General features: G+C 35.1%; 22 protein-coding genes and 2 pseudogenes. 5 read left to right on the forward strand and 19 right to left on the reverse strand.

The features are described 5' to 3' along the window. The first annotated feature begins 71 nt into the window (after nt 1–71). A pseudogene (locus GWI68_RS00065) lies at nt 72–1240 on the forward strand (IS3 family transposase). A gap of 15 nt (nt 1241–1255) precedes the next feature. On the opposite strand, the pseudogene GWI68_RS00070 reads toward GWI68_RS00065, so the two are convergent. The 9 genes and pseudogenes from GWI68_RS00070 to GWI68_RS00110 all read right to left on the reverse strand — a co-directional run. Beyond that, a pseudogene (locus GWI68_RS00070) lies at nt 1256–1831 on the reverse strand (TraC family protein); the annotation flags it as partial. Continuing rightward, nucleotides 1831–2232: a TIGR03751 family conjugal transfer lipoprotein gene (locus tag GWI68_RS00075; protein ID WP_109402675.1), complete on the reverse strand. Its 402-nt coding sequence runs from the start codon at nt 2230–2232 to the stop codon at nt 1831–1833. The gene GWI68_RS00075 and the pseudogene GWI68_RS00070, both read right to left, overlap by 1 nt. A 9-nt stretch (nt 2233–2241) precedes the next feature. After that, on the reverse strand, nt 2242–3657 hold the full coding sequence (locus GWI68_RS00080) for a TIGR03752 family integrating conjugative element protein (RefSeq protein WP_166539026.1): 1416 nt from the start codon (nt 3655–3657) through the stop codon (nt 2242–2244). A gap of 3 nt (nt 3658–3660) precedes the next feature. After that, nucleotides 3661–4455 carry a TIGR03749 family integrating conjugative element protein gene (locus tag GWI68_RS00085; protein WP_166539027.1) on the reverse strand — a complete coding sequence of 265 codons (795 nt, stop codon included), beginning with the start codon at nt 4453–4455 and terminating at the stop codon, nt 3661–3663. Next, a complete protein-coding gene (locus GWI68_RS00090) occupies nt 4455–5111 on the reverse strand; it encodes a PFL_4703 family integrating conjugative element protein (RefSeq protein WP_166539028.1) in 657 nt (218 codons plus the stop codon). The genes GWI68_RS00085 and GWI68_RS00090 overlap by 1 nt, the downstream gene beginning before the upstream one ends. Continuing rightward, nucleotides 5098–5484 carry a TIGR03750 family conjugal transfer protein gene (locus tag GWI68_RS00095; protein WP_166539029.1) on the reverse strand — a complete coding sequence of 129 codons (387 nt, stop codon included), beginning with the start codon at nt 5482–5484 and terminating at the stop codon, nt 5098–5100. The genes GWI68_RS00090 and GWI68_RS00095 overlap by 14 nt, the downstream gene beginning before the upstream one ends. 8 nt (nt 5485–5492) lie before the next feature. Beyond that, on the reverse strand, nt 5493–5861 hold the full coding sequence (locus tag GWI68_RS00100; RefSeq protein ID WP_166539030.1) for a TIGR03745 family integrating conjugative element membrane protein: 369 nt from the start codon (nt 5859–5861) through the stop codon (nt 5493–5495). A gap of 35 nt (nt 5862–5896) precedes the next feature. After that, nucleotides 5897–6133: a TIGR03758 family integrating conjugative element protein gene (locus tag GWI68_RS00105; protein WP_166539031.1), complete on the reverse strand. Its 237-nt coding sequence runs from the start codon at nt 6131–6133 to the stop codon at nt 5897–5899. After that, nucleotides 6126–6440, reverse strand: a complete 315-nt coding sequence (locus GWI68_RS00110; RefSeq protein WP_166539032.1) for an RAQPRD family integrative conjugative element protein — start codon at nt 6438–6440, stop codon at nt 6126–6128. The genes GWI68_RS00105 and GWI68_RS00110 overlap by 8 nt, the downstream gene beginning before the upstream one ends. Before the next feature lie 360 nt (nt 6441–6800). Here GWI68_RS00110 and GWI68_RS00115 point away from each other — a divergent pair, with 360 nt between their 5' ends. Further along, nucleotides 6801–7571, forward strand: coding sequence for a phosphoribosyltransferase (locus GWI68_RS00115; RefSeq protein ID WP_166539033.1), 771 nt, complete (start codon nt 6801–6803; stop codon nt 7569–7571). 434 nt (nt 7572–8005) lie between these two features. Here the strand turns inward: GWI68_RS00115 and GWI68_RS00120 are convergent, their stop codons facing one another. From GWI68_RS00120 to GWI68_RS00145, 6 genes are read right to left on the reverse strand one after another with little or no spacing between them, the layout of a single operon-like run. Further along, a complete protein-coding gene (locus tag GWI68_RS00120; protein ID WP_115370429.1) occupies nt 8006–8212 on the reverse strand; it encodes a hypothetical protein in 207 nt (68 codons plus the stop codon). 41 nt (nt 8213–8253) lie between these two features. Next, nucleotides 8254–8994 carry a TIGR03747 family integrating conjugative element membrane protein gene (locus GWI68_RS00125; RefSeq protein WP_166539034.1) on the reverse strand — a complete coding sequence of 247 codons (741 nt, stop codon included), beginning with the start codon at nt 8992–8994 and terminating at the stop codon, nt 8254–8256. Nucleotides 8995–9008: 14 nt separating this feature from the next. Continuing rightward, nucleotides 9009–11075, reverse strand: a complete 2067-nt coding sequence (traD, locus tag GWI68_RS00130; RefSeq protein WP_166539035.1) for a type IV conjugative transfer system coupling protein TraD — start codon at nt 11073–11075, stop codon at nt 9009–9011. Further along, the gene (locus GWI68_RS00135; RefSeq protein ID WP_166539036.1) at nt 11072–11617 is read right to left on the reverse strand and encodes an integrating conjugative element protein; all 546 of its coding nucleotides are present in this window, start codon (nt 11615–11617) and stop codon (nt 11072–11074) included. Before GWI68_RS00135 ends, traD begins: the two co-directional genes overlap by 4 nt. After that, a complete protein-coding gene (locus GWI68_RS00140; protein ID WP_166539037.1) occupies nt 11599–12303 on the reverse strand; it encodes a TIGR03759 family integrating conjugative element protein in 705 nt (234 codons plus the stop codon). The genes GWI68_RS00135 and GWI68_RS00140 overlap by 19 nt, the downstream gene beginning before the upstream one ends. Further along, the gene (locus GWI68_RS00145) at nt 12300–12854 is read right to left on the reverse strand and encodes a PilL N-terminal domain-containing protein (RefSeq protein ID WP_166539038.1); all 555 of its coding nucleotides are present in this window, start codon (nt 12852–12854) and stop codon (nt 12300–12302) included. The genes GWI68_RS00140 and GWI68_RS00145 overlap by 4 nt, the downstream gene beginning before the upstream one ends. Nucleotides 12855–13103: 249 nt before the next feature. Between GWI68_RS00145 and GWI68_RS00150 the strand changes: the two genes are divergently transcribed. Genes GWI68_RS00150 through GWI68_RS00155 form a run of 3 tightly spaced genes read left to right on the forward strand, consistent with a single transcriptional unit; the run spans nt 13104 to nt 15896 of the window. Further along, nucleotides 13104–14369 carry a hypothetical protein gene (locus GWI68_RS00150; protein WP_208105074.1) on the forward strand — a complete coding sequence of 422 codons (1266 nt, stop codon included), beginning with the start codon at nt 13104–13106 and terminating at the stop codon, nt 14367–14369. A 20-nt stretch (nt 14370–14389) separates the two neighbouring features. Next, nucleotides 14390–15043 (forward strand): AAA family ATPase, encoded by a 654-nt coding sequence (locus GWI68_RS20125; RefSeq protein ID WP_243733270.1) that lies wholly within the window; start codon nt 14390–14392, stop codon nt 15041–15043. Then, a complete protein-coding gene (locus GWI68_RS00155; RefSeq protein ID WP_166539039.1) occupies nt 15036–15896 on the forward strand; it encodes an HNH endonuclease in 861 nt (286 codons plus the stop codon). Before GWI68_RS20125 ends, GWI68_RS00155 begins: the two co-directional genes overlap by 8 nt. A gap of 355 nt (nt 15897–16251) precedes the next feature. On the opposite strand, the gene GWI68_RS00160 is transcribed toward GWI68_RS00155, so the two are convergent. From GWI68_RS00160 to GWI68_RS00175, 4 genes are all read right to left on the reverse strand, one after another. Next, nucleotides 16252–16530: a hypothetical protein gene (locus GWI68_RS00160; protein WP_166539040.1), complete on the reverse strand. Its 279-nt coding sequence runs from the start codon at nt 16528–16530 to the stop codon at nt 16252–16254. 719 nt (nt 16531–17249) lie between these two features. Further along, nucleotides 17250–18218 carry a DUF2971 domain-containing protein gene (locus tag GWI68_RS00165; RefSeq protein ID WP_166539041.1) on the reverse strand — a complete coding sequence of 323 codons (969 nt, stop codon included), beginning with the start codon at nt 18216–18218 and terminating at the stop codon, nt 17250–17252. Nucleotides 18219–18455: 237 nt separating this feature from the next. Next, nucleotides 18456–19013, reverse strand: a complete 558-nt coding sequence (locus GWI68_RS00170) for a recombinase family protein (RefSeq protein ID WP_166539042.1) — start codon at nt 19011–19013, stop codon at nt 18456–18458. Nucleotides 19014–19452: 439 nt separating this feature from the next. Next, the gene (locus GWI68_RS00175; protein ID WP_166539043.1) at nt 19453–19716 is read right to left on the reverse strand and encodes a hypothetical protein; all 264 of its coding nucleotides are present in this window, start codon (nt 19714–19716) and stop codon (nt 19453–19455) included. Nucleotides 19717–19750 lie beyond the last annotated feature (34 nt).

Here is a 19750-nt window from a genome sequence, read left to right on the forward strand (position 1 = left end):
TGTAGTGGTTTAATAAATTTGGCCACCTGAATAGAGGTGATATGCTTACCTCAAACAATAAAGGTGCCTTAATGAAAAAACGAAATTTCAGTGCAGAATTTAAACATGAATCTGCTCAGTTAGTTGTTGATCAGAACTACACTGTTGCTGATGCAGCTAAAGCCATGAATATCGGTCTTTCCACTATGACCCGATGGGTAAAACAGTTGCGCGATGAACGGGCTGGCAAAACGCCGAAAGCCTCTCCCATCACGCCAGAGCAAATTGAAATACGTGAACTCAAAAAGAAACTTCAACGTATTGAAATGGAAAATGAAATATTAAAAAAGGCTACCGCGCTCTTGATGTCAGACTCCCTGAACAATTTACGTTAATCGGAAAGCTCAGGGCGCGTTATCCCGTAACCACTCTCTGCCATGTATTCGGGGTTCATCGCAGCAGTTATAAATACTGGAATGCCCGTCCTATTCAGCCTGATAGAAGACGCACCGTATTGCGCAGTCAAGTTCAGGAACTACACAACATCAGCCATGGCTCTGCTGGGGCAAGGAGTATTGCCATAATGGCAACGTTCAAGGGCTTCCCAATGGGGCGTTGGCTTGCCGGTAGGCTCATGAAATAGCTCGGCCTTGTAAGTTGTCAACAACCGAAACACCGCTACAAACGTGGCGGACAAGAACATATTGCTATATCGAATCATCTCGAACGTCAATTTGCAGTGACTGAGCCCAATCAAGTGTGGTGTGGCGATGTCACCTATATCTGGACAGGCCAACGCTGGGCGTATCTCGCCGTTGTTCTCGATTTGTTCGCCAGAAAACCGGTGGGCTGGGCAATGTCGTTCTCTCCGGACAGTCGATTGACCATCAAAGCGCTGAAAATGGCGTGGGAAACTCGGGATAAACCAGCAGGGATGATGTTCCACAGTGATCAGGGTAGCCACTATACAAGTAATCAGTTTCGGCAGTTACTATGGAGATATCGGATCAAACAAAGTATGAGTAGACGCGGAAACTGCTGGGATAATAGTCCAATGGAGCGCTTCTTTAGGAGCCTGAAGAACGAGTGGGTACCCATGACTGGCTACATAAGTTTTAGTGATGCTGTCCATGCAATAACGGACTATATTGTCGGGTATTACAGCGTACACAGACCTCACGAATATAACGGAGGATTATCACCAAACGAATCCGAAAAGAGATACTGGAAAAACTCTAAAACGATGGCCAGTTTTAGTTGACCACTACACACCTAACAGCGCGGAAGATAAACGCTCACAGACTTGATTGAGTTGTTCTTCAGGTGAGAAAGGCTCTATTGAATTCGGGTTAACATAACGATAAATCACCATACGAGTGCGTCGTTGCTGACCTCGCCACGATGCTCCTGTTACCGCCTTATCAACAAACAAGCCTTGAGGTACTGCAAGCCCGCGCATATGCCGTTCAATGACCTGTAAATATGCCGTTGTAAAAGCAGAATCTTGTGCCCACGGTTTAATGTAATGACGTAATTTATCGAGATATCCTGATGTATCGACTTCATCTTGGCAAAAAAATTGGATCACCCAAGGATGACTATCGCGCTCTTCAAAACTGTCTTGAAAAGCATCTTCCACAATATCGCGAATTTCTTCTAATCTTGCTTCAGTTCTGCCTTCTGTGCCCATAGGAATAACATCAAAAACCGCCCCTACAGAGACTCCATCATCCAACAATAAACATTGGCTATTGGGTAAATATTCAACCCAAGGGAGAAAATCAATAAATGAGGCATAATTAGGGTAAAGTGACTTCACGGCTTGTTGTGTTAATTTACCACTCTTTTTCATCAATAAGCCTCCAATCGTTCATTGGGTAAGGCATATTGCACTTTGCTATAAAAAGGAAAAACCGTGCTATAGCTGGGAATAGGCGTAGGCTCAGAACCCACAAAATGCGGATAAATATAGATCACCATATCGGGATTAGGTAAACGAGGGAAGTGATGCTGGATATGCTTTTTAGCCTGTTGGATCTCACTCTTATTGATAAGATGATTAGGCGGATTATCTGATCCTAGTAAGCCTCGCTGAATGGCTCTTTCTTGCCTTTTTTCTGTCTTTATTTCACCCACTTTGCTTTGCCAAATATCACGCATGGTATTGTTACCTGTGGGTAAAATCTCCTCTTTAGAAGTACTGCAACCTGTTAATAGTAATATCATTATTAACGATAAATGAGTTCCTTTCATTAACCATCCTTAGTCCAATTCATTCTGCTGGCTTATATCGAAATCGTATTTAACTTTACGTCCTTGCGCTTCATAATCGATAGGAATGGTACGAGTAATATGTACCGCAACTCGTGCACCAGGAGGCACATAAATCGCATCAAACATTTGGCCATATCGCGCTTTGACCCACTCTGCAATTTCGTTAGTTCCTCCCGATAGCGCTTTACCTAATACTGCCTTCCCTGCATTCCCCGTTAATGAATTCATCACTGATAAACCGTCACTTGCTTTTGTGGTTTGGCTTTCCGCCATCATCGACGATGCAGCACTACTGGCAGAAAGTGCAAATAAAGTCGGTAAATAAGTGGAGGCATTACTTTTACGAGAACCTGAGAGGCAAGGTACGCCCTGTTCATCAGAGAGCCAACCGATACTTCCCCCTTGCGATTTATCATGGCGTCCATCTGTTGATGTTGCCGATTTAGGCACAGTACGAATTGAGCCATCTTTAAACACAAAGGTAATGGAATGAATATCACCACGAACGCAAGATAATACCCAATCGCCTGTTGCTGTGCCTGAAACCACAGCACCTTCAACATCAGGTAATTCAATACCATTTGCGGTGAGATTTTCTTTACCAATAAGGATTTTAAACGGGTAGGGATCGGTGACTTTACCGTCTATCGGCACTCGACCGAGTAATGCCGTCATCGCTTGGCTTCCCATCAGCGTAGCATTTTCAGGTAAGGTATAAACAGGATGTTCTGTAGCTGGAATGTGTTGTTGTTTTTTCGCCGTAAGATCGAGCTTTGCTTTTTGTCGGCTGATTTCATTATCATCTAATTGACGAAACGCTGTAGGATACTGAAATGTACTTGTGCCATTTATCGGCTTTGCATTATTTTCATAAGCTATCCCCTCTAAAGGATCAATCCAGAGTGTTGTTTGTTGATCAGTTTGCTCAAGCGCTAAACCAACGGGTAATTCAGTCTCCTTTGCCTTAATGTTTTGTTGTTCATTAATTAAAATATCCAATAAATCAGCCAATCGTTGCTGTTCATGATAAAGCGTTTGCTGGGCTAAATTACCTTCCTCTTGTGCTTTCGTCACTGCCTCATGAATTCGACTTTCTACATTATCACTTCTGTTTTTTAACTGCGTATTTTCAGTCAGTAACGCCTTACTTTGTCTTTCTAATTTCTCCTGATTGATTTGTATGGCTTTAATTCGCCCTAGCAAGGTACGTAAGGTGTCTTGCGCTGTATCACCTTCAATACCCAGAATGCGTAATTCTTCTTGTGTTAAATCTGTTATTGAAGAATGGCGAGTTGTCTCTTGTGATGATTGAGTGTGATCGCAAGACTTTACGCTTACCATAATCACGACCAATAACACGACAGGAACGATTACCTTCAGTAAGATATTTGAGCTTATTTGCATAACTTAATCTTCCTTTATGGTTAATTCAGGAAGAAAAGCATTCTCTAAACGCCCTTTTGTCACCAAGTAAACAACCGTGGTATCTTCAGGTGTTCCCTTTGCACCTAACCAACTATGTTGAAAAGTTGCGCTATAAAAATCACCTTGTAGATCTTTAGGGTTAAGCAATACCTCTTGCGCTCGTTGATTACGTAAACTGAGTGCCACTACGCTGTAACCTTGCAATCCCCATGCACCTAATGGTTTTATCTCAATACTTTCACTTGGCAGTAATGATGTCAGTTTTTCAGGTGATGGCATGGCAAGAGAATACACACCTATCAATGGCTCAAGGGTACGAAGAGGTGCATACAGACTTTGTGAAGCGTAACGGGTTAACGCAATAGGGATCGGTGGTATTTTTGGGCGTTTATTCGTGGACGTATTTTGCTGTTTTGCTAACGTTTTCTCTTGTGGGTATGCCAATTTCACGGGCTCTAAGCCTTTTTTTCCTTGTTTGGCATTAATATCTAATAAAATCATCTCACCATTTTCAACATCTTGAAGCACTAAACGAGTATAAGAAAACGGTGCTTTCGCTAGTAAATAAACTGCACCGCCAGCACTTTGTATTCTCAGTTTTCCTTTTAATTCAGGTGGAAAACCGACTCGCACATTGCGTTCAATAAATACAATACGCTCTTCATTTACATGCAAAGTAACTTTTAGAGGAATGCGTTCCCACTTCATTAATTCAACAGCTTGAACGGGTAAGACAATAAAACAGAGCAGAAAAAATACATGTTGTTTCAAGCGCATTAATGAAGCACTCCTTTCTTTTCATCCTTGATGGTGGGAACAACTTCTAAACGTTGAGGAATATCGAAAAAGCAGTCTAATGCTAGACCAAAGGGATTGATTTCAGGGTTCTTATCCCAACGAACGACCTTTAAGGGATAGCGAACTAATGAGCGTTTAACCGGTTCTGCATTTACATACTCATCAGTGACTAAATCAAGTCGAACACGCCAATTATCGCGATCAACAATCGTGACACTCTCTTCCTTATAGCCTCGTTCTGGGATTTCAGATACGCCACGAACGCGATCACGAGATTCCCCCAGATCTTTACGTTGTTTCGCATCTTGCTGTAATAGCAGTTCACAATTTGGCGTTAAATATGCCGATAATGAATTGATCCGATAGGGATAATCCACATCGCCATTTTTCGTCCAACTATTGAGTTGTTGGAAGATATAAAAGCTAAAAGCATAGACGGTTGGCGGAGGGATTTCCCACCAAGCCCGAGTGCTTCCCGAACGTAAATCAGGCGGATTATGAATAGTTAAATAGCGAGGTGATGTGAACCAACCCAATAAGGCGAGTGCGACAATAAAACAGAGAACGCCACATATTACTCTTAATGTGAGAACATGATGATCACGCGCATTGAGTGCATTCTTAAATCGACTCATGTGACTCCTTACAATAAAAAGTCACTGAACGTAAACGCCGTAGTGATAACACTTGGCTACAGCAAATTAATCGATTTCTCCCCAAACCACATGAGCTTAAAAACCACTCTATACGGCGATAAAGGTAGTTTTCAGGTTTGCCTCTTTTAAAACGCACTAGTAACCTTCCCCCTAAAATAATGGTGATTAATGGCATTAATAAAGATACAGTCGGCAAAACTATCCAACCTAAAAAAGGCATGATGGGAATAGCAATAATCAAGCCACCCAAAACACTCAACAGTGCTGTTATTCCTAGTTCTGGCGTTGTAAAACCGCGAAAAACAACAGGCTCAGCATTTAGCCTATCAGGCATAAACTCAATTGTTGGCATATCTTTCCTTAGAGCAACACGGTTGCTGCTTTTGAGGCTAACCAAATCACGACAACAATTAAAATCACACCAACAACACAAAGCATGCCAAACTTTGCCCACGTTGCTTTACCGTCACGCACTTCAGCAAAAGTGGCAATAATGGCATTGCCAACCGCTAACATCGCCACAGCGGAAAGAATTAAACCACCAAGCACAATGCCATCATTAAGGTAGCCCGAAATTTGCCCATAAAAGGTTTTATCTGCACTGCTTTTAGGGCCTTCCACCGTAGGCAAATCAGCCCAAGCCATCGAGCTACCTAATAATAAAAGCGAAAAACTACGAATAAGAGAGTGATAAAAAAAACGTAGAGAAAATAATCCCTTTTGATACATCGAGATATCCTTATATAAAATAAAAAGAATCAACACTATTGAGCAAATAAAAAGAGGCTGATAACAATCAGCAATACAGTACGAATAACAAAACGGATCAGCCCTTGCTCCGTAATACGATCCAATGCATACCCTTGATAAACATGCAATAATCCCCATCCAGACCATAACAAAAGTAATGCAATCAAAATCCCAGCAAATAAAGGATGCAGTGATGTCGGTGCGACATTGCCACTCGCAATGTTGAATGCATTAATTTGTGCTTCACTCATGGATGATGCTCTTGCGGTATTGTTCTGAAAAAGGAATTAAAGCGCTTGGCTGGGCACGAGAGGGATTAAGATAGTGTTTAAGTCCTTGGCGTATTACTTCAATATCCTGTTTGATTTGTTGATAATCCAAGTAGAAACGCGTGGGTTGTTCACGTTTAAGGGCTTCAACATGAGCTGAAGCTAATCTAGCATCAAGGTAATCGAGTTGTTTTATAGCTAAAACAAGTTCATCTGATTCAGAGGCATAGGCTAATGGTGTTATTAATAGCCCCAATAAACACCACGTTCGCATTTGAACAATTCGCATAAATAGACCTTCTTAGATACTGTCGTATAAAAGAAGGCAGAGTGGCAGGAAAAAACTGGCTAAGCAGTAGAAAAACAGAAATGGGAAAGTGGGAGTTTTATAGGGAACTAACGCCTCACTGCGTGAGTTGTTTAATCCCTTTCCCATAACGAATAAATTCATTATGGGAAAGGGATTTTGATTTTAATAATTATTATATTTTAAAATATATAAATTTACTTCCATTTAACTTAGTCAATTAAATTTAAATTCTTAATATAAAAATATTACTCTAAATAATACATTGCCTTATTTGAATATAGCTCTGCTATTTTCTCTCTGTTATACTTTTCTTCTCTTCTAAAAATGGTATATATATTTATGGGGTTAATAATTAAAGAGCTATGTGTTATTGTCGATCATGATTGCCCTGAATGGCTAATAACCCAGCCTGAAGGGAATCCAACTATTGATTATACCAATGGCTTAAAAATTTATGCTATTTTTAAAAGACAATTCCTTTCAGGTAAAAGAAGACGTAATAGAAAACAACGTCAACTGGGAGATAACTGTCCTTTGATTTATGCTTTGAAAAAAAAGGATGATTTATATACAAACATTTCTAGCATAAAAAAACTCAATGATAGCTTCAAAGTTATTTGCAATAAATTTATGGAATTAGAACCTAAAGGATATCAATTAATAATATCAATGCCTTCAGCCCATAATATTAGCCATATTATCGCAAAACGTTTAGCAAAAAAATTTAATGCCACACATTTAACTGATATTTTAAGAAAAATAACAGTCGATAATGCTTTTCAACTTCTCGATAGAGCGGATGTTAATATAGAGGAGACTAAAAGTCTTAGTTTCAAAATTAAATTACAAGCAAAAGAAGTTGGACTTAAAGGAGGATTTTCACTAAAAAGTATCCCTACTGAATTTAGGAATATATTCCCACCATTTGTTTTAAGTACACCATCATCATCCAATACTGAAAAAATAAGAATATTGCTTGTCGATGATCTTATGGCTACAGGAACAACATTAACTACAGCTAGAGATATCATTGCACAACAGTATCCAAACGCCATTATACATGCTATTTGCCTATTCAGCTCAATAAAACGGCAAAACAAAAAGACTTGATAATATCAAGATAAACGGGTATAAAGGCGCTATAGAGTGTGCTTGAGTCTCCCCGCTCTTAAAATCCAGATGAGACCCGCGTAAGCACCTGACTGAGGTCAGCTTGTAAAGAGCAAGTATCAGTCGATTAGGCAGCGGCTAATCCTTCAACACTCATTGTTGTCGTAGAGAAATATCAAAAGGAGAACTTAGGTTCTCCTTTTACTTTTTAATCTTATGTGAAAAATTAACAAAGCATTCTTCCTTTCAAATTTCGTTACTACTATTTATCGCGCCCTTTATAAATACTTATTAAAACCCTCTACTGTTACAAAAATGGTCATCTCTATAAAAAATTGAGTAATCAGAAACTGATTTTGTAATAAAAACACACTATTTACGCCATATATACAAAAAGAGAGCCTAAACGCTCTCTTTCTGCATCCAATAAATATTTATTTTATAGATTTCAATAAAGTATTAAAAACTTCATTCTGTGATGCTCTGATCCTTTTTCCTTTTGGAGTAATAAAAGTCACTTCTTTTCCACTACGACTATAAGCAGTGCTAACTATACTTCCATCTTCTCGAATCTGAATAATTTGCGGTGTTTGGAAAAAAGAAAGTTCTGGTATCACCGATATTCTTTTTTTCGTTACCATATTCTTTCCATCGCATTTTAATTAATAAAAAGGAATAATCCCTACAAATACTTCTTAAAGCTCCCCACTGTCACAGAAATAGCTATCCCTATCAACAAGGTAGAAGGTAACAACAAGATATTCGGATAAACTGCAAATGGCAGGGATAAATATAATACACAGGGAATATAAATTGCAGGCTTGATTATTCGTTTTGCATGATGATAAAGAAAGCTCGATTCATAAGCTGCACCATATCGACGTAAATCACGTCTGACCAAACCATCAACAACGCTGACTATTATCACCAAAATAAACAATGGAATTGATAGCACGAGGATCGTGACTCGCATCATCACGATTTGTAAAACAAAGAATGTCGCGAGTAGATATTGTTCTCCTGCTTGAATCGCTTTTATTACTTCTACATTAATCCCATCAGTAACACCATTACCCGTTCTTATGGAAGATAATGGTATTTTCAGCAAACTATCCTGCATCCATTGCGAAAAATCAGTGATCCAATAAATTACTGTTATTACTGGTGAGGATAAAAATATACTTTGTGTAAAACTCTCAGCAAAATAAGTTCGTTCAATCAGCATGATTTGGTAACTATGTTGTGCTCCCTCTTCCGCCCAAAAGAAGAAAATACCAATATATTCCAATATCAAACTAAACAAAAGTGAAGCCAACAAAACACCAATAATCTGCCAAGGTATATCCCACAATAATGTGGTAAAAAAACCACGTTTTTTTGGTGATGTTGGCGATAATGTAGATGATGTATTTATCTGCGACATATCATGTTTCAAATTTACTGATTGGCGAGAATGCTATCAGACCACCAGGTATCACTCGTTCTATAATGTTGTCGCATATAATCCACAATTTGATTCATGCTTTCAGGCATTAACGGATCTGCTTTATCTGAAGGTAATGGCATTCTTAATTTCCAAAGTTGCCCTCCATTTAATAATGCAAAAGCTTGTCCTTTAGGTAGATTGATAATATTTGCTGGCGTGATTAAAGGCGTTCTAACTGTGCTGACCCTATCCTGTGTATTCGAAGTAAAATCACCGCCCATATCAGCATTAGAAATATCGGTTACTCCTGAAATCAGCATCTTGGTATACACTTCAACTTCGGGTAATTGCTTCGTCAATAGCTCCGCGGTTTCAGTATGTCGCACTCGCAACATCACCACACTATTAAAATTACCCACAACCTGTGCAGCCTTTGCCACACTCCCCACTCGCGCCTCAATATCAGGTAAAGTCTGCGTATATGCCGTCACTTCAATTCCGGCACCACCACCTTTGTTGATCAACGGAATAAACTCATCCCCCATCAATTCATTGAATTCATCACAATGTAGACAAATTGATACCTTTTTTTCATCTGCATTCGGTAAACCATCATTAATGCCAAACTTATAAATATGCCCGGCAACACTCACTAAATCAGCAAACATGGCATTACCTACTGCCGTAGCGATTTCAGGATCAGATAAGGCATCTAATCCCACATACACAATGCCTTTTTTGCGTATCACCTGTAGCCAATCAAAAATAGGGCGAGGATCAGAGATATCTGCGTAATCAGGGGAAATTAATTCAGCGATTTTTCCTGAAGTCAGTTTTTCTAATAATGGCAATAAACTTGCCACTATCTTGTCATAATACTTTCTGTCATAACGAACAGAAGAGCGTAAGCTCTCTAATATCGGATCGAATATCGCTTTTCCTTCATTACCATTTAGCACTTGTTCAATTGCAACAACACGCAAGGAACGCCCTTCCATATATCGAGGAATATCACGTTCATCTAATATCTGGGTGAGGTTTTCAATGAGTTGCCATAACTCAGGCTTATGCTTTGTTAGCCAATACTCAGCATAGATTTCAAATAATAATTCGATATTATTCACATAGCGCTGAATGATACTAAAGCTAGGTCGTTGTCCTAATGCAACCAATGCTCTGGCAATAATGTTCACAAAGCGCCATGCAAATTCTTTAAATGCCGCACTACTTCCTTCATGGCTTAATTGACCTGCAATACGCGAGGCGACTTCTGAAATCCGACTAAAACGTCCAACGGCATTATAACGAGCACTGATATCTGGCCATCCAAGGTGAAAAACATAAAACTCATTATCTCGCCCAGCTCGATGCGCTTCGGCATACATTCGTTTTAATAAATCAGCATCACCTTTAGGATCGAAAACAATGGTGACATTACCTCGCTGAATATCTTGTGTGATCAGTAACTCAGCAAAACGTGTTTTACCCACTCGCGTAGTACCTAGCACCAACATATGCCCTACTCGTTCACTTAAGCTCATAGAGACATTTATCTCTTTTAACTCAATCCCATGTATAGCAGGGTTTCCGCCAACGGGTGGTAATGGGCGAACGGAATTAAATATCGAATCGGATGCTAATAATGAACATAGTGACGGGAAATGATACTCATAGCGTTGTTCAAATTGACGAGCCACACGATACAGCTTAGGTGGACGAATATATTTAGCGACTTCAGGTCGTAACGTATCGAGTAATCGTTGTGTATGTTTTTGTTCCCATAAGAATCCTTTTCCTAAGAAGAGTTGATGGTGGCTTATAGGAATATTTTTACTCGACATCGCATAACGTTTTAAACGACGAATATTACGGCGATAACGTAAAACACGACTCCCTTGAATAACTCGCCTTATTGATAAAATAGCAAATCCTGATGCCGTGACATAACTAACAGATGGAGCTAAAGCTACTGCCCAAGGTGCAGTAATACAAAGATAACTTGCACACGCTGTCACGACAGCGGTATTAAACTCAACCGCAGGACGTAATAAGGCTTCAATGACATAGCGATCACTCATTGTTCTGATCCCTTATCAGTGATTAACACAGGATAGTGTGTAAGTGCTAATCTTAGGGCTAGATCACTTCCTGAAACGGGCAATAATGTCAGTCCTTGTGCTAATTCATTTAGCTCATTCCATGCCGTTTCAGTATCAATATTGACAACATAGCCCACTGCATTAAGCTCAATCAGTTGTTCCCTTTTCTCTGTTAACCAACGTCGAGAAAAATCATCGTCACCAATTAAAAACAGCGGTGACATTCCGCTTAAATTTAGAGTTTGGTTAGGTTGATAGCCCGGTGTTAATTCTGGTGTACTCACAGGCAATAAGCTAACTAGGCTGGGTGTTGACAGTGTCAACACATCGGAAGGGGATGAAACTTTATATTCACCATCAGATGATGATATTGCTTGAAAATAGTTTTCGGTCGATTGCCCACCTAAATCAGCAACAACAATTAATTCGGTTTGTTCCGTATTGAGTGACGGTATTACTTCTGCAAAACTAGGAGATATTCCAACGGAAATAAATAGAAAAACTAATCGGCTCTTTGCCATCCCTGCACTCCTTGTTGTAAAACGACTGGCATCATTCCATTGCCATGTTTTAGCCATATCCCATTATCATGGTTTAATGTGATATGCCGATTTCTTATCTTTTCGATAGGAATATGATGTTTTTTAGCCCAATGTCGAATCACATTATCTTTCCCCGCACTTTCCACTAAATAGATATCAATAGGTTGATTTTGTTTGATAAGTTGAGTGAGCTTTACATCACAAACAGGGCAATTTTCTTTCACAAATAAAGCCTGACGATTTTCTCTTATTTCATGTTGAATCGGTAAGATTTCAGGATAAAGTCGAAGCCACGCTTGATTAACTTCTCGCTGAAAAGCCAATTCCGCTTCAACGCGCTGAAATTCTTGCTTCACCACTAATTCAGCGAAATAACGTCGCTCTTCATAATTACGCGCTTCAATGCCTAATAAAGTTAAAGGATCTAAGTTCGGTGAAAACAGCCCTCGTTTCCTCTTTTTTAGCATTTCATAGCGTTGCCATTCTTTCCCTGTTAATTTCCATTCTTGAGCATTTTCAGCGATAAGCGATTGCTCTGATGTTTGTTGCTCTGTTTTTAAAACTTGATGCTGACTTTGATTTGCCATTCCTTCTGTTGACACTGTCAACACACTAATACCCAATAAGACTAGAAATTGAGAATTCAATATAGGCTGCATTTTCATTTCAACATCCTATTAGCCGATAGTGTTGAGTTTATGGGTGTTTCTGGTGGTAATTGATAGCCTTCACGTAATGAATGACAAACAATTCGTTGAACACCATCAATCTCAAGTTGCCATGCAACACCTGCTAATACTTGTAGAGCCTGTTTTAAACGCATAGGCCCTAATTGATGATGCACAACGGGGAGTTTTTGATTATAGAGCACTTGATTAGACGGTGTTGTCTTACATAAAGAATATCCTGAAGGTTGTAAAACATAACGCATTGCGCCACTCACTGTGGAACGTTGAGAAGTTGGGATATGAATATCAATTACTTGCTCTAGTAGTTCGCGTTGAGCCAATGTTGGGGATGTATTTATTAATAAATAGCGATCATAACGCACAACTTTTGGTGTCGTTGAATAGAGATCGGCCTGTGCTATTTGAGTGTTTTTATTGAGAATAATGGGACTAGGTTCAGTTTCAGGTTGTTGAAGTTTTTCTTTGGGAGTACAAGCCGTTATAAATAAGGCAGTGAAACAGATTATAAAGGAGATGGATTTGTTCATAAGGACTCTCTGTTACAAAGAGTCCGACTTTGATGGATTGTTGGTTAGGGGGCAATGGGGAAGTGTTTCTACACATAGTAGAATTAAGTGTAGTTATTGAAGATATTAGTTTGATGTATAAAATTTAAAATAATTTATTTCAATTTTTTAAAAAATTCAGCACACATCATAAAAATAAATAATATCACTTCCATAATTCATAAATTTATTTTAATGTATAAAAATACACTAATTACATAAGACAATAAAATGTTTACTATATCTATTGATAAAAAATGCAAATTAGAAATTATTAATACTTTAGCGACAATTGAGTCTGAATTATTTAAAAATATTTCCCCTTTAAAATTTTTTGATTCTATTTTAAATTTAAAAATTTTAGCTTCTGAAGATTCTCGCTATCAAGATGCATATGGAGATTTAAATCAACACTACATTAATAATAATGATTGGACTCTAGAATATATCCTCCTTGAAAGATTTGACTTTTTAAAATCAGATGAGTTATTTGCCTTATTACTCAATACATTGATATCACCATCCATAATGAAAATAGGTATAAATGAAATTTCTTACATCTATAAAAAATTAAATTCAATTTTAATAAAATACAACTTGGAGTATCAATTAAATGGACATGATAAAAATAACACACCAATTTATGTACTATCTATCTTAAACAATGAAGATGAATTCAAAGACATAAAAAATAATAATATTTTATTTATAATAAAAAATAATAAAAACAAAGAAAATGAATATTTCAAATTAGAAGAACATAACTGGAATGATTACGGAAATTATAACAAATTTCTATTAACTTATTATAAAAACCAAAAAGAACACATCATTGGAGATTTAAAAATAATATCTAAAGAGAACATAAGCACAACAAATGAGATAAAAGATAATTTTTTAAAATTAGATAATAAATATTGTTCATTAGGCCAAAAATTTGAATATTATAAGAATATATTCGATATATTTCAGAGTGATGCATTATCAATACTCAAAGCACTAAATGATGTAGCTTTCTTTACTAAAATACAAGAGTCATTTGAACACTTATCTCAATTTAAAGATAGCTTAATTAGATATGACGAACAAGAGCAATTATTAAGGCAGGCCCGCCACCGAATAAGGGAGTACGACTTAAGTCAACTTTATTCTTTTGAGTATATATTCAAACCTGATTATTTTGACGATGATAGCAAATTAAAATTAACTTTTAATTTTAATGATAATTCTATTTTAAAAAATAGAATATATGCATTAATTGGTAATAATGGTGTAGGAAAGACACAATTGGTATCAAAATTACCTTGTGATATCGCCAATGATAATAAAAGTTTATTCTCAGGTAAAGTTCCACTATTTAGTAAGATAATAGCTGTTTCATATAGTATGTTTGATAAATTTTCCATTCCTGAAAACTCATCCAAAATAAATTACATCTATTGTGGATTAAGAAAAAAAATAAAGATGAAGAAAGTTACATATCAGAACAAGAATTAAAAATTCGTTTTTTCAATTCGATGAAAAATATTATATATAAAGAAAGATTAATAAATTGGATATATATTAATAATGAGTTCTTTACTCCTGAATTAATAAACACTTGGATAAAACCCATATCAGATTTATCAAACAATAATATTGGTTATGAAATTAATCGTATTGAATTAGAGAAATCAATAAAAAAACTAAGCTCAGGACAAGCTGTTTTTTTATATATTATGACTGAAATTATTGCTAATATAAGATATGATTCATTAATAATTTTTGATGAGCCAGAAACACACTTACACCCTAATGCCATATCTCAGTTAATTAATAGCATTCATTCTCTTGCTGATAAATTTAAATCCTACTGTATCATAGCAACCCATTCTCCAATCATTGTCCAAGGAATTTTATCTAAAAATATATTTGTCATGAAAAATGAAAATCAAGTATTAAGTGCAACACATCCATCATTGGAAACATTCGGTGAAAACTTGTCAAAAATTACTGATGATATTTTCGGTGCGAGAGACACACCTCAATATTTTAGAAAAAAAATAGAAGATCAAATTAAAATTGGATATAGTATTGATGATATTAGAAAATCTATTCAATCTGATGGAGTTCCTCTTAGTTTAAATCTTTCAATTTTATTACAAAACATGGAGAAAAAAAATAATGATTAATTTAACTCCATATTCTGATCCTAGTATCTGTTTTTTACGTTCAATTATAAACTCAAAAAATAGAGGAGATTATAAAGATAGAATATCTAACTTATTTAACCCATTAAATCCATATTATCAAAGTTATGATACATCTTTTGATAATAATACTTTAAATCTTATTCAACAATCGCTTATTTTTTCAGATTTAGAAAAAGAAGATTTACTCAAACTATATAATTATAGTTCAAAACCATTTACAATTTTTAAGAATAAATTATTAAAATTACCAAATGGTAGAGATATGGATACTTGTCAGTATTGCACTTTAAATAGTGTAAATACATTAGATCATATTATTCCTAAAGAGAAGTATCCTGAATATGCAGTACATCCTAAAAATTTATTTCCAGCTTGTAGTCAATGCAACAGCAAAAAATCAAAGAAATGGTTAGATAATAATAATAACTTTGAGTTTATAAACTTATATTCTCATGACCTACCTAATTTACAATATCTTTTTGCAAATATTAATTTAATTGGTAATACTTTCAATGTTAACTTTGAATTAAGAAATGAAAATAATATTAATGAAGATATTTTCATGCTAATTGAAAGACATTATACCAATCTTGATTTATTAAATAGATTCAAATTAAAGTCAAATGAAAAAATAACACAATTTGAAAATATCATAATTTCAAATATAGAGAATTTTAATATATCGCTTTCTTCCGCACTAAACTCTGCTTTAGATGCAGTTAATAATAATAAAATTATTTTTGGGACAAATCACTGGGAGCAAATATTATACCTTGGGTTAATAAATAGTTCTGCATTTAGAATTTATTGTAATAATAAAGGCTACCAATAGTTTTTTGAGAGAAATTAATTAATAAAATAATTATTTTTATGCATTAAAGAAATTGAGTAATAATATTGATGTCATATTTACGTACATTCTGGTGTAATTCAATCCACCAATTTAAATGATCAGCCAATCTGCGGATTAAATACTAGTTTAATTATAGCCCTCTTACAACATGATGGCATCCGCAGTTGTACAAGCTGAAGTAATATTCGAAGCTATCCTATATAATTGGCATAATCAGAAGGAAAAACAGGACTCTGTACAGAAAAAATGTATAATTACTGATAGAAGTAACTAAAAAGGACTCTATTCGGAATTAGTCTATGCTGAGAATCCGGGATTTTTACAGGATATCGACTTAGTCAATAAGTGAATATTCTACCCAGTTAACCGTCAGTTTTAATGTTTTATTGAGAACATTAAGATTACTGAACAAGCAGTTCTCACCAACTAGCACTAAACGCTCTTGATCTAAGACTTTGACATCGAAATACACCTTATTTTCTATCGTATCACCCGCGAATTTAGCTAAGTTGTCATCGATCCCTTGTAATAAATAAACTCCAAGATATTTATTTCTAGTCGAAGGTGAAATACAGCTCAAACTAAAGTCACAATCATCAATTATTATTCTCATTTACACTCATACTCAAACAATGTAAAGCACCAATGATACTGAATATAAAAATAATACTCAAATAATTGCTCTCCTTTAATCAAGCAAGGCACTTTAATAAAAGGGTATAATCTATATTATTTAGATATTAAGTAACACAATGGATCATAATAATTATACAACCGACTTCAAGTTAGAAGCCGTCGTATAGTCACCAAACAAGGCTGTTCAGCACCAAAAGTCATTTCGTCTTTGGGAATCGAGGATAAATCACTTTATTAACTAGAAATCTAAATTCGAAGATAATAAATTCGGTGGTAGATTGAATTATAATACAAAATGGAATTATTAAGGCTTAACAAATAAAGAACTTATAATATGGAGAAAAAACTCTTAAAAAATCAGTGCCCTCCTAGAAAAGAAGGACAATTATCCATACAGATGCTCATTACAAATTAATGAAAGCGAGTCGTTCTGCCTATTACGATTAACCTAACTACCCTAAAAAATTTCTCACGGCAGAAAAAACATCTTATTATAATGAATATTTGGAATACTATAATAGTATTCTTGATTATTATTTACAGTTACCAATAATTCCCATTCTATACAACTAATTTAGTTATAATTATAACAATTCTACTTAACATTATCTTATTAAGATTCTTCGCAAACAAACAAATTTATTCAAGAATAATATGTATCTCTCTGATAACTCTTTAAACTATTTGCATTACGTATTAATTTAATTGTTCACTTTTTAAATGCCAACCTTCTCTACGAAAGAGTTTTATCTGAGCATTTGGAAATCTTTTATTGATCACAAACTTTAGTCGTTTGATCCGAAGTGGAGATACAGATGCTCCAATTATAACACATTCTATGTCTTCATCTGAAATATTTAGAACATCAAGATTGTTGTTAATTTTTTTTATCTTTTCATGTTCCTTTTCATAAACAATTCTATATTCATTCTCATAACTCCATTCTGACATTTTCATAAAAAAATAATTCAGCATTATTTTTATCATTATATTTGTTATATTATCTATATTTTTTTCTGAAATTTCATTATTCATTTCTCTTATTGCTATATATGCAAATGTTTTTTTAAAGAAATTATTCAAACTTTGATACCCATTGTAATAATCAACTTTAATAGGGTTTCCTAAAGATGATTTCTGTTTAAACTTAATAACTACTCCTTTGTGTTCATCAGCATAATGTGACCACATCAATAGATTTTTTTCTTTTGTTGTTAAAGAAAGTACTCTAAAATTACTAATCAATTCTGGCCACTCTGCCATTAATTTATTATTAATAATTTCAAATTCTTTTTTTAACTTATTAAATTCTGAGCCAAATTTTTCATTAAATTCAGATTTAAATTCATTATAGTACTCAGGATATTGTTCTTTAATTATTGAATTTGTTATTTTTTTTATCCAATCATTATTAACTTCGATGGTAGGAACTGTTGAGTCCATTGGATCATTAAATTTAAGTGGATTTGTAATTTTAATTGTTTTATTTTTCAATAAAAGTAAAAATACTTTTTGAGATGTATATTTGTAATATGCAATAGGATTTTCATTAATTTCAGTCTTTACTCCAGTATCATTTCTATTACTTTTAATTAGATTTTTTATTTTTAGTGTAAGATACTTATTTTTTCGTTTTAGATTTTTTATTCTTTTTTGCTTATTCATATTTCCCTTCGATTCTATATAATAAACTCGTATAAAAACCACAAAACATAATTGTCGATATATCTTATTTAATTTTAATAAAAAAAATAAGTTTTGTATATATAGTAATTCACTAAAATGGTACTTATTTTCATTCCATTATTTAATTTTATATTAATATCAACGTCTCCTTCTGGTACATTGCAATCTATTAAATTAGATTTATTTTTGCATTACTGCTATCTCAGTACTCATACACTACTTTTGTGTTTCTGCATTCAGGATCTTATAGACTGTAGAACGAGCAACTTTCATTTCTTTGGCTATTGCGGTTCCTCCCCACCCACTTCGCTTTAGCTCAATAATTCTTTCACGATCCACTGAACGCTTACGTCCAAATTTTACCCCTTTAAGCAAAGCTTCTTGCCTACCCTCATTTGTCCGTTCCAAAATTCTTTGCCTTTCTGCTTCTGCCACCGCGGATAAAATGGTGACCACCATTTTTCCCATTGCCCCTTCTGTGCTTATACCATCATCCAAAAATCGAACAGCTACACCCATGGAGTCAAATTCTTTTATCAACTGAATCATATCCTCGGTATCTCGTCCGAGGCGGTCGAGTTTTTTCACAAGAATAATATCACCGCATTCAACTTTAATTTTAAGTAACTGCAATCCATCACGGTTAATATGACTCCCTGATCCTTTATCGCTAAATAAACGGTGCTTTGCCACCCCAGCATCAATTAACGCTTTCTTTTGAATATAGAGAGATTGCTGGCTAGTAGATACCCTAGCATAACCAAATAGGCGCAAAATATGTCTCCTAAATCATTATCAGACAACAAGTGTCTATTAATTGAAAATATCGAATTAATAGACACTCTTTTTATATTATTTTTAAGCGTCCGAAATATTATAACTTATAAGACAACCAAAACCTGGTACGTTAAAATTGGATGAACGTGAATTACCATTCTAGAATATTTCTTATAAAGAACATTTCTTGCTCTATTGTATAGATATCATTAAATATACAATCAAGAAAATTCCCCTCAATACCCTCTGCTTCATTTTCAAATTGGCTAACAAGAAAATAATTGTGATGGTATGTATATAGGATGTTGTGGAACACTCTGTAAAAATACCAGAGTATCAATTCCACCATACCATTCAGATAACCTTTGTGAATCAAAATGCCTAATTCTTGTGTAATACAGGTCTAGCCTTGTTAGCAAATCAGCCTCTATCATCGTTATTGAGAGCTAGTTATGTCATGCTTACATTTAAATGCACAAAACAAAAAATAATCAGGATTACCCGAACAAGAGGATCTAGATCCTAGGTCATCCATTGTCAGGCCTACTTTTGCTCGGTTAGGTACACAATTATCTAAACCAATATAAATCCATCCTTTGACTGATTCGAAATTCCTAATAGTTTGGTCATGACACCACTCCATTTTATAATCAGCAAATGGGTCAAGGATTAAATCACATGTAACTTTAGGTTTTTTCATAACAACTCCATAAACGGTTATATAAACTCAAATC

Source organism: Proteus sp. G2669, assembly GCF_009915245.1.
Classification (GTDB): Bacteria; Pseudomonadota; Gammaproteobacteria; order Enterobacterales; family Enterobacteriaceae; genus Proteus.